The following is a 15,377-nucleotide window of genomic DNA, read 5'->3' on the forward strand; positions in this document are numbered from 1 at the left end:
ATTCGCATTTCATTGATGCAATCCCAGTCGAAAAACCTGCCACCGGGCCAAACCAAAAAGTATTAGCTTTTGCCAACCGAAAACATAAATCCGCCGATCAAGAAAGTGATACTTAGATTTGCGACAGCGCTTTAGAATCCGGCGATAATAAAGCAGTGACAATAAAATCGGAAACCGCGCATCCTTATCAAAAGCTTTAAGTCCCTTTCTGATCCTATTATATCTGATTTCAGATTCCCCGGCAATTTTTTCCCAAAGAGAAATAAGCTGGGTTGAAGGTTCCGGTCCCGCTAAACTTTCAGTTGACACACCAAAGTCATCCATAAGATCCCGGGGCAGGTAAATACGATTAATTCGGTAATCCGTACCGATATCCCTTAAAATATTCGTGAGCTGCATAGCGATTCCCAGCTCAATCGACTCTTTTTTAGCCGCCGCCGTTACCGGCGTGGCCAAAATCGGACAGAGCATCAAACCCACGGTTCCGGCCACCAGATAGCAATAATCCAACAGGGCCTTGAAATCCTCTGGCTGCTGAAACTCAGAATCCTGGAGCTGGCCTTTAAGCATGTCCCGAAAGGGTTCGATCTCCAGGGAAAAGCTATCAAAGGCCCAACGCAGTGACCGCCACATGGGCTCATCCGGGGTTTCACCCCTGGCAAAGGCCTCGAGTTTTTGGGCCATGTCAAGGACGGCCTGGGGATTATTGTCCACATCAACATAGTCGTCCGCAATCCGACAAAACGCATAAATGGCAAATATCCCCTGGGCCCGTTCTCTGGGCAGGTTTCGAAAGGCCCGATAAAAACTGCTGGAATTTTTTCTGATCAGTGCCTCACACCAGTCAAGATCACTTTGCAGACGGGATTCCATTATTGGTAATCCCGGACTATTTCCTGAACCCCCAGCTTGGCAGAATTCAAAACAATCGGGACACCGGCACCGGGATGGGCGCTTGACCCGGCAAAATAAAGATTTTCATAATTCATGGCCTTGGCTTGGGGGCGCCAATAATTGCTTTGAAGCAGCGTCGGCCGAAGTCCGAACGTTGCACCAAAAACTGCATTAAAATCGCCCTTAAAATCCAACGGCGTGTAAACTTTTTCAAAAATAATATGCTTTTCAAAATCTTTCAGGGGGACAATTTCTTTAACCTTCTCCAAGGCCTGTTTTCGATAACCTGCCACCATTGAGGCATCGGCCCAATCCAGGGGGCCATCCTTTAAATTCGGTACCGGTGTCAATACATAAAGTCCCAGCTGACCATCCGGCGCCAGATCTTCATCCAGCAGCGCCGGAGCATAAACATAAATAGAGGGATCCGCCGGGAAATGGCCGTCAAAAATGTCCTTAAGATTTCCCCGAAAATCACCGGAGAAAACCATGCTGTGGATATTGAGTCCCGGGAAATCACGTTTATCCAGACCCAGATAAAGCACGAAAGCCGAACAGGCGTAATCTAGGTCTTTTACCTTGGCCGGAGTGTATTTTCCATGTTTGAAATCAATCGGCAACAGGGATTCCATGGCATGGGGAAAATCTGCCGAACACAGAATGATATCGCCCGTTTTTTCCAGACCCGCCACGGTTACACTGCGGGCCCGCTTTCCGTCGAAGTTGATTTTCTCAACTGGTGCGTTCAGAAATAGCTTCCCGCCCATTTCCAGAAATAATCTTTCCATAGCCACGGCCATACTGCGCATCCCACCCTTAAGAAACCAAACCCCATAGACCAGTTCAATCATCGGAATGATGGTATAAATAGATGGACCGTTGAACGGTGAAATGCCAATATAAAGGGTCTGAAAGCTGAGTAATTCTCTGAGTTTATTATCTTTGACAAATTTCCCCACTGAATCGAATGCGTTGTCAAAGGTTCGCAGCCGCAGTCCGGCTAAAAGGGTTTTGGGATTATAAAAATCGCGGGGACTCCTAAAGGACCGGTCAATAAAAAAATATTTTGCCACCAGATAGCGTTTATAAACATCGGAAAGGTAGGCTAAATAACCCTGGGCCTCTTCCGCGCTGACACTTTCCAAGGTTGTCACCAGACTGCTGAGTTCAGACGATGCCTCATGGGTGGTACCATCATCAAAATAGACCTTGTAGATAGGATCCAATCGCTGCATTTCGAGATAGTCATCAGGATTGCGATCGCAATAGGAGAACACTTCTTTAAAAATCTGGGGCATCATCAGAATCGTCGGGCCCAAATCAAAGGAAAAACCATTTCCGCTGACCACCCCCATCCGACCGCCAATGGTCGAATTCTTCTCATAGAGTTCAACCTCAAATCCCTGTTTGAGCAAGCGAACTGCGCTGGCAAGTCCGCTGACTCCTGCACCAATGACAATAACTTTCTTCTTGCTCATGCTCCCATTTACCCCTTTACTTCGATTATTCTTATTTATACCCCATATTTCCCATATAAGCTCACTTTTGAGTTTAATTCTGGAATTTAACTGCCGGTATTCATTAAAGAATGTTGAATCTGATTATATCAAAGTAGAATATAGTTTACAATGATTATAAATAATTCCCTTACTTGTTCCGGTAAATTAATTAAAAACCTTATCCCTTTTATATTGAATTCACCCGTTTTTTTTCGGTCTTAAATCTCCAGTTGGCAGCTTATAAAACCACCTAAACTGTTTTTCTGAAAACATAAAAAAATCCACTCAAACGTCATCCCAACATCCCGGAAATGGCTGTTTTTTAGTGGATAATTCTAGTTTTTTATGATAATATATTACTATCTTCTGAAGAAATAATTGATTTTTTCTTTGTCCTGAAATCGTATGCATTCTGGCTGATCATCAACTTCAAATTTATTGTTTAATTTTCAAGATTATGCCTGAAACAGGCAGAGATGGAGTATCTCATGAATCTAAACCAATTATATTATTTTAAAAAGCTGGCTGAATTAGAACATTATACCCAGGCCTCAAAAGAATTATTTATTACCCAGCCCAGTTTAAGCGGCTCTATCTCGTCACTGGAGGAGGAGCTTGGCATTGCATTGTTTCAACGACAGGGACGGAACATTAAACTGTCAAAATATGGTAAAGAATTTTATCAATATGTTTGTTCATCTTTAGTCGAACTGGAGAGGGGCATTGAGAAAGCTAAAGAAAAATCAGATTCTTATGGTGGTACTGCTGATGTGGGTTGTATTCCCACCCTGGCCGGCAATTTTCTCCCCGTAGCCGTTAATGGCTATTTGAAAAATATTGATTCAAAGACAACATTTAATATTTTTCACGGTATGACTCTGGCTGTGATTGAAGGCATTGAGTCTGAGAAGTATGATGTGGGTTTTTGTTCATATGTAGAAAATAAACCTAATCTGGAATTTCACCCGATTATTGCACAAGAACTCATTTTACTGGTAAACAACAATCACCGATTGGCCAAAAAAGATTCGATCTGTCTAAAGGAGCTTTCTGATTATCCTATCATCACCTACCGTCAAAGTCTACCCATCGGAAAAACAATCATGAAATATCTTAAAGCGAACCACTTGAAAGCGCTCTATGCCTATGATGATGAAATCACCATAGGTGGTATTGTCGCTAATACCGATAATATTGCCATTACTGCCCGCACTTCGTTTTTACTTCAGTTTCAGGATTTGAAAATGATTTCTTTAGATATTCCCAGCGATGCCCGTCTTATTTATATGGTATACAAAAAAGATATCTACCAAACTTTTCATGTCAAAGCTTTTATTACTTATGTCCTCGAAAGCCAGTGTCACTTACCAAAGTAAACTACCAGTTTGCCTGCATCCGGTCCATCGGCAGTTTAATCAGCCCGGCTTTATTCAGATACACATATATTTCAAATCCCCGTTTGCAACGAAAGGTGCATTCCAAACAGGGATCTTCATTGCAATATACATAAGCATCTTCATCTGCTAATGCAAATATAAAGGATGATTTTTCGCTGTTTTTCACATACTTCAGCTGTCCCCCTGTAAAGGTTTTAAGATAAATCCATTGTGGAGCAGCTGACGCTTCCTTTATTTGCCAGAAAACTTCGATGGCATTTTCGTTATAGCCGCCAATAATCCGGTAATTAATTAAAATCTTTGCTGAAAAATCCAAACATTCTTTGGCTTCCAGTATATCCATCGCACCATCGCAGCATATCGGAATACTTTCATTTCTTACACTGGTTCCTTGAAAGACACTTCCACAGCAGCTGCAATAATAAAATATAACCTCGGGACAATCTACCTTGGGTTTTGTTGTTTCCCGAGATCTTTTTACACCAAATTTTTGTTTTTGCAATCCTGTTCCTCCAAACCCTGAACCCGTTTATTCCAAATTCTTTCTGCTATTGGTATGATCGGCCGAACTTGACTCGTCAACAGGATAATTGCTCCCAGAATAGACATTCCCGCACCTACATATAACGCATAATTATAACCATAGGCGTCAACAATTATTCCTGTGATCAGCGGCGCTGTTATCCCGCCAATTGTTGCGCAGGTTGCATAAAGTCCGGTAATCTTCCCCGCATTCTTTGGAGAAAAAATCAGTGGCATGGAATAATATCCGCCCATCGTCAGGCATAATACGCCGTTTGATGCAGATATAAGGGCTACTGCAGAAACAGAATTGGTAGCTTGGGATCCCAATACCAATAAAATGCCCGCCCCTAACATGCCAATGAGCGGGATTAGCTTTCTGCCCATATTATGCCCGAATTTTTTAGCAGCCTGATCGGCCAGCCATCCGCCTAAAGGATATGTGACTGTTGCCACAATATACGGCATCATTGAATAGATCGCACTTGTACCCATTGAGAATCCTCTGCCATTGACAAAATACGTGGGCAGCCAGGTCATAAATAAGTAGAATAAATAGTTCGTACAAAAGAATGAGATCGCCCCAGTCCAAACGGATGGTGTGGAAAATATATCTTTTGACGTTAAATTAACCACTGCTCCGGAACTATCTACCATAACCACTTGATCTGATTTTATATAATCTATTTCTGCTTTGGTAATTTTAGGATGATCTTCCGGCTTATCCTTCCCAAACTTCCACCAAACAAAGACCCAAACAGGCGCAAGAAATGCAAATGAATGAAAGACCATCTGCCAACCCCAATTATTAATAATCCATGCGGAAAGAGGCATTGCCAGAGCGATCCCAATAGAAACACCCATGATACTTACTCCCCAGGCCAACCCGGATTCCTTTTTTGGCATCCATTGCGCAATGATTGAACCCATGGCGGGCAACGAAACGCCTTCACCCCAGCCCATTAAAATGCGGATTAATAACATCGCCCCTAATGTTGCTCCAAATGGTGTTATAAAAACAAAGACTGACCACCAGATTGCCCCAAACATGACAATCTTGCCACCGCCAAATCGGTCGGCTAACCATCCGCCGGGGATCTGGGTACAGGCATAACCAATAAAAAATGCTGTTGAAACTAAACCAAACTGCGTTGCTGTCCAACCATAGTGTTTTATCATGCTGGGGCCTGCCATGGACATACAGGATCTGTCCATATACAGAATAATATAGCAAGCGGTCAACAGAAAAACAGTATGCCATCGTTTATTGCCAATTTTTAAATTCATCATCATTCCTTGTGTAATGAACTGCAGAAAATAAAATTACACATTTTCCTCTCTGGATTTTTGATATTATTTATTATGCTGCTTTATTATTACTTTTATTTCCATAAACTTTTTTAGTTAGTCGTTTACATAGCTCTGCCTACTGCTTTGCAATTACTGCAATGATTTAACAAGGCATCCCCAAAAATAACCATAGATTTTACTGCTTCTCTGGATCTTCACTAACCAAATTTTTATTTTTGCAATAAAATTCCTCAAAATTTAACATCCGGTTTTTTAAATCCTCCTGCAACCTGTTTTTCTTCACTTTTCCACTATCTGTTCTTGGAATCGTATCGATAATTTCCAGGCGTTCCGGCCAGTAGCGTTTCGGTACCTTTCTCTTATCCAGGTCGTTCAGAAGATTTTCTAAATCCAGAAACCCCTTTCCTTTTTTGAGTACCGCATAGGCGCAAATTCGTTCACCTAAACGTTCATCCGGCATCCCGATCACTGCCTGATCCAGAACATCAGGATGTTTTGATATAAAATCGCTGATATGATTGGTGTTGAGGTTTTCTCCGCCTCTGACAATAATATCTTTTTTTCTTCCGATAACCTTGATATTTCCTTTTTCATCTGCCACACATAAGTCTCCGCTATAAAACCAACCATCGTCATCCAAGGCCATATTGGTCGCTGCTTTATCGTTCAAATAACCCACAAAGACATTTGGCCCTCTGGATGCTTCTTCACCAATGGTGCCTAATGGTACTTCCTCGCGATTGTCATCCACGATTTTTACTTCAACACCCTTAAGCGGTCTTCCTGCTACACTCCCCATTAATTCAAATGTTTCTTCCGGTCTGACAAATACATGGGGAACACTTTCCGTTGATCCGTAAACTTCACATAATTTAATTCCGGATTGATAGGCACATGCGACCATATCCCCGGGAATAGCAGCGCCCCCACAGAGATAAAATTTTAGGGTGTTCAGTTGCTCATTCCCGTTTTTCAGATTTTTTAAAATGTCATAAATAAAAGGTGTTGAACCCATGGAATAGGTGCATTTTTCCTGGTTTATCAATGCAATAGCCTTTTGGCTTTCAAACCTACTTTGTAAAACCACCTTCCCACCGATCATCATTGGTGCGATGATCCCATGATGAAAGCCCGTCGCGTGATTCAATGGTGCCGGCATAAACATAGTATCCTCATTCGTCAGACCCAGCTCTCGGGTAAAATACTTTTCGCTGAAAATAATATTGTTATGGGTCAGCATAACCCCTTTCACGCCTCCTGTCGTCCCGGAGGTGTAGAGAATTGCCGCAAGATCATTGCTATCGATTTTATTTATGTCCTTATTTTCGTTCAAAAGATATAAATCATCATTCAATATTTCGCGTAAGGTTATCGTTCCGCCGACTTTTTTTTGCAGATTATCCAGCAGAACCACACTTTTAAGACTGCCCAGCTTCTTTATCCCCCTCTGAATCACCTTTTCATAATCGGTTTTGCGATAATAGGTTGGGCAAAAGAATACCTTACTTTGGGTTAGATTCAAAAGGTACTCCAACTCATTATATGAATAACACATCCCAATGGGATTGATCACCGCACCAACTTTCAAACAAGCGATGGTAATCAAAATAAACTCGTACCACACCGGTATTTGGAAAGAAACCACATCTCCCGGAGCAGTTTCAACCTTTTGTAAATAGGCTCCGATGATGTTTGCCTTCGCATCCACATCCTGATAGGTCAAACGATTTCCCAGATCATCCACAACAAATTCCCGTTTCCTGTTTCGTTCTACTGTACGATTCCAGTAATCCAAAAGGGTTTCTTTTCCCCAGTAATTCAATTCTTCATAGATATCTTTTTGATGCTTGTTTATTTTCATTCCTTTCTCATCCCCTTGTGTTTGAAAGAGTCTTGTCTATCCTAAACAAAGGCCGGCAATCTCAATGCAATGTGATTAACAATTGTCCGATCAATTCACTCTTTGAAAAATCGCAACGACACCCGGCCTTCAGTCTTTTTTCCTAATTTTTTAATCTTGCGGTACGATTTATTTAGTTCTTAATCCTTTTTGGCTTAACCACTTCAATTTTTGCCAGCAAGGCCAGAATGGAACCAAGAATACAAACCGCCGCACAAACCCAGAGCGCATAACCATAGGCAACGGCATTGCTGGCGCCGGCATTCAAACCCGCATCAACCACCAATCCGGTAACAGTTGGGGCAAGGACACCGGCAATCGCTCCAATGATACCTGCCAATCCTGTGTAAACACCTACGTTAGCCGGACAGATCGCTGAAGGTACCGAGAAATAACCACCCATTGTCAAACAAAGAAATCCATAGGATAAGGATACCGCCGCAACAACAAGGGTTGGATCTGTTGCATTTGCTCCAATAAAAATCAAAACAGCGGCGCCGATCATGCCAACGACCTGTACTAATTTTCGGCCGATTTTGTCTCCGAGTTTTTTTGAAGCACCATCTGCAATAAAGCCACCAACAAAATATGCAAAGAATCCCACAATAAAAGGCGTTGCACCGGCACTGATGCTCATACCACGTCCAATGGTAAAATAATTGGGCAGCCAGGTTGTTGCAAAGAAGTACATATATACCGCACAGCCATATGATAAACACATTAACCAAACCGCCGGTGTTCTAAAGATATCTTTTTTAGCCAGAATCACAGGTTTCGTATTTTCCAGCCCTTCAGGCCGTTGCTGAATCCACTCAATTTCTTTCTGATTAACCCGTTTGTGTTCTTTCGGCGAGGATTTCCCGACAGTCACCCAGATAATACACCAGATGGGGAAAATGATTGCGTAAATATAAAAGAGATTCTGCCAACCAATCAGTGGCAGCATGGCTGCTGCGATATACATATTAAGGGCCGAACCCAGCGGACAACCAGCTTGTACCAATGCCGAAGCAACCCCGAATTCCCTTTTGGGAAACCACTTACCTAAATTTGACATCGCTCCTGGAACAATGCAACCCTGGGAAGCACCTTCTAAAATACGTACCAGGATCATCAGGAACATGGTGACTCCGATAATCGGGGTAAAGAACGTAAAAATACCTGACAGCAATAAACTGATGATCAAAACCTTGGTTGCACCATATTTATCTGCAATCGATCCCGAGGGAACCATTGTAATCATATAGCCAATAAAAAATGCGGTGGAAGCATAACCAAATTGAGCTGACGTCCAGCCGTACTGTTCCATAATCGCTTTTCCGGATACCGAGAAAACTGTTCTGCCCATGAACATCGCCATGAAGGAAAGGGCGAGTACCACAGCAACTGCCCATCTTACATTTGATTTTTTTTCACCTGCTGCTAATGGTACCGCTGCCACTCCATTAGTGTCTGCCAATTGCACATTTACTTTTTTTCCATTACTCATCGGAATTTCCTTTCCTGTTCTAATCCAGATTTTTTACTGCTCTTATTTCCTTGATCATTGCCGGTATCATTTCCAGTGCATCCCCCACTATACCATAATCTGCCACTTCAAAAATAGGCGCCGAGGCATCTTTGTTGATTGCAATAATGGTATCTGCTTCATGCATTCCGGCCAAGTGTTGAACCGCGCCGGAAATGCCACAGGCAATATATACTTTTGGGGTAACGGTTTTTCCGGTTTGACCAACCTGCTTGGTTTGGGGTACCCAACCGGCATCCACCGAGGCTCTCGAAGCGCCAACGGTCCCGCCTAATAAGTCGGCTAATTCCTGAAGCATTTCAAAATTTTCCGGACCCTTCATGCCCCGACCGCCGGATACAATATACTCTGCTTCCTCAAGCTTCACGCCGGACTCATCATGGGCTTTAATAAAACCAACAACTTTTGTTAAAATATCTGCCTCAGCGGTTCTGATGTTTTCCCGAATAATCACGGCTTGGTTATTTTTGCATTTTTCAAGCTTTTTAAAGGCTCCCGGTCTTACTGTGCCCATTTGCGGACGGGTTTCACTGCAAAGAATACGAGCGTAAAGGTTTCCGCCAAAGGCGGGTCTTTCCCAAACCACATTGCCAGTATCTGCTTCTACGCTAAGGGCAGTACAATCGGCGGTAAGCCCGGTATGCAGACAAATGGCCAGCTTTGATCCCAGGTCTCTGCCGTTGGCTGTTGCCCCAATGAGAATGGTATTGGGATGGTACTTTTCGCACAATTCCAAAAATGCGTGCCCATAGGCGTCGGATGAATAATTTTCATATTCAGCCCCCTGAACCACATAGATTATATCGGCACCGTATTCCGTTGCCCCTTTGATTCCTTCATCCACATCTTTACCAATAACAACTGCACATAATTTCTGCTGTAATCCATCGGCTAATAATCGGCCTTGTCCCAGCAGTTCAAAACCAACGTCTCTGGGCTGTCCCTGAAAACACTGGACAAATACCCATACATCCTGATACTCTTTTAACTCCATGCTTTTAAACCTCCTTATTAAAGTAATTTCGCTTCTGCCAGCTTACCAAACAGCACCTTTGCGGTCTCCCGGGGATCGACGATCTCGAAAATTTCACAGCAGGATTGACGTTTTGGCGTAAAGGTTGATTTAACCCGGGTTGGTGATCCTTTTAAGCCAATCTTTGTCGTATCCATGTTTGGTAAATCCGCTAAGGTGATGTCGTCAATTTCTGCTTTTAACGAATCAATTTTGCCTTTAATCGTTGCGTATCTTGGTTTGTTGGTTTCTTTGGTTGCGGTACAGAGAATGGGAAGCTTCGCTTCGACAATTTCAATACCTTCTTCGATTTCCCGTTCTACAATACATTTATTGCCGTCAATTTTAATACTCCGTATATGGGTCAGTCGGGCAATACCCAGGTGTTCTGCAATACTCGGGGCAGTCTGTCCGGTATCTCCGTCGATAGCCTGTTTGCCACCGAGAATTACATCAAATGGTCCCAGCTTTTCAATGACCTTGGCTAAAATATAGCTTGTCGCATAGGTATCCGATCCGCCAAACGCGCGGTCCGTCACCAAATGGGCTTTGTCTGCGCCCATTGACAGGGCTTGTCTTAATGTTGCCTTGGCCTGTTGCGGACCCATGGAAATAACCGTGACGGTACCGCCATATTCTTCTTTTAATTGAAGTGCCTCTTCCAGGGCATTTTTATCAAATGGGTTCATAATACTTGGGACGCCTTGACGAATCAGGGTGTTTTTCACGGGATCAATTTTAATTTCAGTTGTATCCGGAACCTGTTTTACACAAACAACAATGTTCATTTCCTCGCCTCCTTACTTGTATTCGTTTTCTAATTCGCTTGCAATGGTCATTCTTTGAATTTGATTGGATCCTTCAAAAATCTGGAATATCTTGGCATCTCTCATGAGTTTTTCAACCGGATATTCTTTGCTGTATCCATAACCGCCAAAAATTTGAACCGCGTTGGAGGTTACTTCCTGAGCACAGTCGGATACAAAGGTTTTGGTAATTGATCCTTCTTTTCGGACCAGGCTGCCACTGTCCATCATGCGCATGGTATTATTCACAAGCACTCGGGATGCTTCGATTTTAATTGCCATATCCGCCAGCATCTGCTGAACCATCTGGAACTTAATAATCGGTTTTCCAAATTGTTTTCGTTCTTTTGCATATTTCACCGATTCATCCAAGGCTCTTTGCATGATCCCCACAGCCAGGGTTGCCACAAAAGCCCTGGAGAGGTTAAGGGCATTGAGTGCCAGTTTAAAACCGGAGCCCTCCGGTCCCACCATGTTGGATGCCGGTACTCTGACATTTTCAAAGGTCACATCGGTGGTATTGGATAAGCGCAGGCCCATTTTATTTTCATGCTTTCCGATAATAATCCCCGGGGTCTCCCGGTCAATGATAAAAGCCGAAATGCCTCGGTGTTTGGCCGCTGGATCGGTTTTGAAGAAGCCAACGATCACTGAACACAGCTCTCCGTTGGTGATATATGTTTTCGCCGCATTTAAAATGTAGTCATCCCCATCTTTTACCGCAGTTCCCCGCATTGATGCCGGATCAGACCCGGCACTGGGTTCGGTCAGAGCAAAGGCTGCAAAATTACCTTTGGCGATAATATCCGCAAAGTATTTTCCCTGTTCCGGAGTCCCGGAAAGGATTACATTTCTTAACGCAACAAAGGTCGTTACCAGACTAATCGCATAACCGGCATCGACTTTTGCCAATTCTTCAAAAATCATGGCGGTGGTTTCATAACTTAAACCGGTGCCGCCATATTCTTCTGGAATCTCCAGCATATGAAGACCCATATCAAATGCCCATTTAAACAATTCTCTTGGGCATTCACCTTTTTCGTCCAGCTCCTGTACAAATGGCATAATTTCAGTTTCTGCCATTTCCTTTACAAGTGCAATGAGTTCCTTTTGTTCATTGGTGTATAATAAGCTCATTTATTTCATCCCTCCTTTTACTTTTTAAGCAACGATAAGCCCACAATGGCTCCTTCGCTCATATATTCTTTGATCTGGACAGCATCATAGCCCAGCTCCTTCATGATTTCTTCGGTATGCGCCCCCTGGGGTTTGCAGGTTTCCAATTGTGGTTCTGGCATAGAGTTAAATAAAACCGGATTCGTGGGCAACATTCTTTCCCCCGACGAATAATTAACTTTGGTTAAAATATTATTTTCCCAAACCTGTTCATCCTTATAAATATCCAGCGGTTCGTATCCGGCTTCACAGGCCAGGTCATTTTCCTTCATGATCTTCATGAATTCGGCCCGGTTAAGATTAGCAATCGCATCATCGAGAATGTCTACCACCTCACGATTGCGTTGATTGGCATTCACTACCGCACATTGATTCAATTTTGTATTACCTACCATATCCTCACGGCCCATCAGTGTCATAATCTTATTGAAATCTCGGTCATATTCGGGACAACACATAACCACCCATTTTTCATCTTTGGTGCGATAGCAATTATTAAATGGATTTGGTATTTCTTTTCGGCTTTTCGGATACTGATTGCCATACTGGGCCGATACCATCGCTACGCTTTGCATAAAGACAGCAGTATGGTGAAGACTGACGGTTACCTTATCGCCTTTTTGGGTTTTTTCCCGATTATAAAGTGCGGCACAAATACCCGATACTAAACACATGGACACCTGAAAATCACCGTAACCGTTACTGGGATTCATGGGTGTGCCGCCTTTATCGACGGTTGTCGCCAATACGCCGCCTCTTGCCATATAGCAGGTTGCATCAAATCCGGCGGTATCTTTTTCCGGTCCTTTTTCGCCGTAGCCTAATACCTGGGCAAAGATGAGTTTGGGAAACTTTTCTTTTAACGTCTCATAGTCCAGCCCCAGCTTAACCAGCGATTTTGTTCGGGTATTGGTAACAAAGACATCCGCTTCCCCTAACAATTTATAGGCAACCTCGAGGCCCCCTTTGGTTTTGAGATTAAGGGTAACAAATCGTTTATCCATATTGGCCACATCAAAGGCTAAATTTTCGCTATCTTCATAAGGCATATTAAAAACTGACCCCTGTGCTCTGGCCGGATCGCCCTTGGGCGCTTCAATTTTTATTGACGTTGCACCCCATTCGCCCATCACTCTAACCGCGGTTGGCGCAGCTAAATAAGTTGTCAAATCAACTACTTTAATACCTTTTAAAAGTTCCATTGCCCCTCCTATTCTTCCCCATTTCAACAATAGCCCTTCGAAAGATTTCGAAAGGCTATTGTTTGAAAATTTATTTTAATGGCTTAGCCAATCACGCCGCCGCTTGCAATCAATTTTCTGGACGCTGTTAAACGCTGTACTGTTCGTGGTCCTTCTTCTAACCACATTGCCCGACAATCCCGGTATAATCGTTCAACCGGTCCGTAGACACAATCTTCAAAGTAACCCACCCCGGCAAAGATTTCCAACATATAATCAGAAACTAATTTTACGGTATTAATACTGTGAAGCTTACACATAGCCGCTTTCATTTCAATGTCTTTACCTTCTTCAAAATCTTTTGCAAAATCGTAAACCATCATTCGCAGGGCATAAATCTCCGTTCCCATATCAGCAATGGTTTGTTGAATTGCTTGTCTGGCAACTAATGGTTTGCCAAATGTAACCCGGTCTTTTGCTCTGGCAATGGTCATTTCAAGCATTCTCTGGGACATCCCCAGATTACTTACCGCAATATGTGCTCGGGATACAGATAGAGAGTGTACTGCAATCTTAAGTCCATCACCCTCTTCACCCAATAAATATTTCTTATCAAGTTTCATATCGGTGAATTTTAACCCGGCATGTCCGGCACCGCGACAGCCCATCATATGGGGCATCGGTACGATTTCATAACCGGGTGTGTTAATCGGAACAAAGAAAGCCGATAAGCGTTTATCTTTGTCAGCATTCGGATCGGTAACCGCAAAAACATAGGCGAATTCACAACAGTCAGTATGAGAAATCAAATATTTTTCGCCATTTAAAACATAGTCATTACCATCTTTTACCGCTACCGTATGTAAATCCGCTCCTGAACCGCCGGTTTCTTCGGTAAGCGCGAAACAAGTGAACACACTTTTATCAGCAAACTTATGCATGTATTGATCTTTTAATTCTTTACTCCCGAAATCATCAAGGATTCGCCAGTTCATGTCCGCTGCATAATGAAGATGCATCCGCATTCCCCCAGGACCACGACTGAATTCTTCCTGTACTTTCAGGATCTGCAGTTCATCCATTCCCCAACCGCCGTATTCTTCGGGCAGACTGAATCTGTATAGATCATTTTCAATTGATAAGTCGAAGAATTCTTGAGGAAACTTATTGGTTACCTCTACTTCTTTTTGAATTGCTTCAAAAGGACCTTCAGCCAAAGTTCTAATCTGTTTCAGATATGCTTGAAATTCTTGTTCATTTAATTTTGCCATTTTTTTTCCCTTCGTGTTTTATTTAACAATCTTTCTGTGGTTATTATAACTTTAGTATGAAAAAAGATCCAATAGCTAATATCCACTGTTTCTGGGGTTATTCATCGTTTACATCTATGTATCGGTTTGTCTCTTGTATTGACTATATTTGTATGTTAAGATATTTTACTTTTTTTTACAATTAACCGACAAGCGTTTCTTTTTCTGATTTATCCCAAAATTAAAAACGATAAGTGATGGCTATTTAGCCCTCTATCACTTATCGTTTTTAACTATGCATGCCAAACTTTTAATTGTTTCGGTAAATTAATTGGAAACCTTATAGATCTTACTGAAAACCTCGTTTTTAAAGGTATTAAAATCCTGTTCTGTAAGTTTATCCGAAAAGCTCATGATTCGAAGCGGTATTTCTTTGCAGGTGTCCCCTCTTAGAATCGGCTGGAGATACCCAAATTCAGAAAGATGGAAACCCATTCTTTGATAAAAGCCAATCCGCCTTTTTTCAATTTCCGTGTCATAGTCTTCGACCTCCAGTATAACGGTATTGGTGGCTTGATTCAAATAGGTTGCCAGCATTGCCGAACCGATCCCTGCGCCCCGATACTTGGTGTCGACAGCAAAATGTTCTAAAAATATAAATGATTCCAATTCCCAGTCGGCAATGAAACCAATGATGTCGGCGTCTTTGTTTCTAACCGTTAAAATCCGATAATTGGTATATTCCAGCTGTTTTAATCCGCTTTCGTAGGTTCGTATTTCTTCTTCCTGAAACGAAGCTTTCATAAGGTCATGTATTCTGTCGTAATCTTTTTCGTCCAGCTTATTTAATTCTAATTTCATATTTCACTCCTGTTTCTTTCACTATAAACAGAATAACATA

The 15,377-nt window shown here is 42.5% G+C and carries 13 protein-coding genes; 1 reads left to right on the forward strand and 12 read right to left on the reverse strand.

Features of this window, described 5'->3' with window-relative positions; all coding sequences use genetic code 11:
- Positions 1–9: 9 nt before the first annotated feature.
- Together AKG39_RS03115 and AKG39_RS03120 are read right to left on the reverse strand one after the other, a co-directional pair.
- Positions 10–873 carry a phytoene/squalene synthase family protein gene (locus AKG39_RS03115; protein ID WP_050738894.1) on the reverse strand — a complete coding sequence of 288 codons (864 nt, stop codon included), beginning with the start codon at positions 871–873 and terminating at the stop codon, positions 10–12.
- On the reverse strand, positions 873–2,372 hold the full coding sequence (locus AKG39_RS03120; protein WP_050738895.1) for a phytoene desaturase family protein: 1,500 nt from the start codon (positions 2,370–2,372) through the stop codon (positions 873–875). The genes AKG39_RS03115 and AKG39_RS03120 overlap by 1 nt, the downstream gene beginning before the upstream one ends.
- A 509-nt stretch (positions 2,373–2,881) precedes the next feature.
- Between AKG39_RS03120 and AKG39_RS03125 the strand changes: the two genes are divergently transcribed.
- Positions 2,882–3,769, forward strand: a complete 888-nt coding sequence (locus AKG39_RS03125; protein WP_050738896.1) for a LysR family transcriptional regulator — start codon at positions 2,882–2,884, stop codon at positions 3,767–3,769.
- 1 nt (position 3,770) lies between these two features.
- Here AKG39_RS03125 and AKG39_RS03130 read toward each other — a convergent pair whose 3' ends face one another.
- From AKG39_RS03130 to AKG39_RS03175, 10 genes are all read right to left on the reverse strand, one after another.
- Positions 3,771–4,292 (reverse strand): hypothetical protein, encoded by a 522-nt coding sequence (locus tag AKG39_RS03130; RefSeq protein ID WP_050738897.1) that lies wholly within the window; start codon positions 4,290–4,292, stop codon positions 3,771–3,773.
- Positions 4,268–5,602, reverse strand: coding sequence for an MFS transporter (locus AKG39_RS03135; protein WP_242852542.1), 1,335 nt, complete (start codon positions 5,600–5,602; stop codon positions 4,268–4,270). The genes AKG39_RS03130 and AKG39_RS03135 overlap by 25 nt, the downstream gene beginning before the upstream one ends.
- Before the next feature lie 196 nt (positions 5,603–5,798).
- A complete protein-coding gene (gene fadK / locus AKG39_RS03140; protein ID WP_050738899.1) occupies positions 5,799–7,484 on the reverse strand; it encodes a medium-chain fatty-acid--CoA ligase in 1,686 nt (561 codons plus the stop codon).
- Between the two features lie 172 nt (positions 7,485–7,656).
- The gene (locus AKG39_RS03145) at positions 7,657–9,012 is read right to left on the reverse strand and encodes an MFS transporter (RefSeq protein WP_050738900.1); all 1,356 of its coding nucleotides are present in this window, start codon (positions 9,010–9,012) and stop codon (positions 7,657–7,659) included.
- 19 nt (positions 9,013–9,031) lie between these two features.
- A complete protein-coding gene (locus AKG39_RS03150) occupies positions 9,032–10,045 on the reverse strand; it encodes an electron transfer flavoprotein subunit alpha/FixB family protein (RefSeq protein ID WP_050738901.1) in 1,014 nt (337 codons plus the stop codon).
- Between the two features lie 17 nt (positions 10,046–10,062).
- Entirely contained in the window at positions 10,063–10,851 is a 789-nt protein-coding gene (locus tag AKG39_RS03155; RefSeq protein ID WP_050738902.1) for an electron transfer flavoprotein subunit beta/FixA family protein, read from the reverse strand.
- 12 nt (positions 10,852–10,863) lie between these two features.
- Entirely contained in the window at positions 10,864–12,006 is a 1,143-nt protein-coding gene (locus AKG39_RS03160; protein WP_050738903.1) for an acyl-CoA dehydrogenase family protein, read from the reverse strand.
- 17 nt (positions 12,007–12,023) lie between these two features.
- Positions 12,024–13,247: a CaiB/BaiF CoA transferase family protein gene (locus AKG39_RS03165; protein WP_050738904.1), complete on the reverse strand. Its 1,224-nt coding sequence runs from the start codon at positions 13,245–13,247 to the stop codon at positions 12,024–12,026.
- Between the two features lie 83 nt (positions 13,248–13,330).
- Positions 13,331–14,497: an acyl-CoA dehydrogenase family protein gene (locus AKG39_RS03170; RefSeq protein WP_050738905.1), complete on the reverse strand. Its 1,167-nt coding sequence runs from the start codon at positions 14,495–14,497 to the stop codon at positions 13,331–13,333.
- Positions 14,498–14,803: 306 nt separating this feature from the next.
- On the reverse strand, positions 14,804–15,337 hold the full coding sequence (locus AKG39_RS03175) for a GNAT family N-acetyltransferase (protein ID WP_083439394.1): 534 nt from the start codon (positions 15,335–15,337) through the stop codon (positions 14,804–14,806).
- Positions 15,338–15,377: the final 40 nt, after the last annotated feature.

This window comes from Acetobacterium bakii, from assembly GCF_001263355.1.
Taxonomy (GTDB): domain Bacteria; phylum Bacillota; class Clostridia; order Eubacteriales; family Eubacteriaceae; genus Acetobacterium; species Acetobacterium bakii.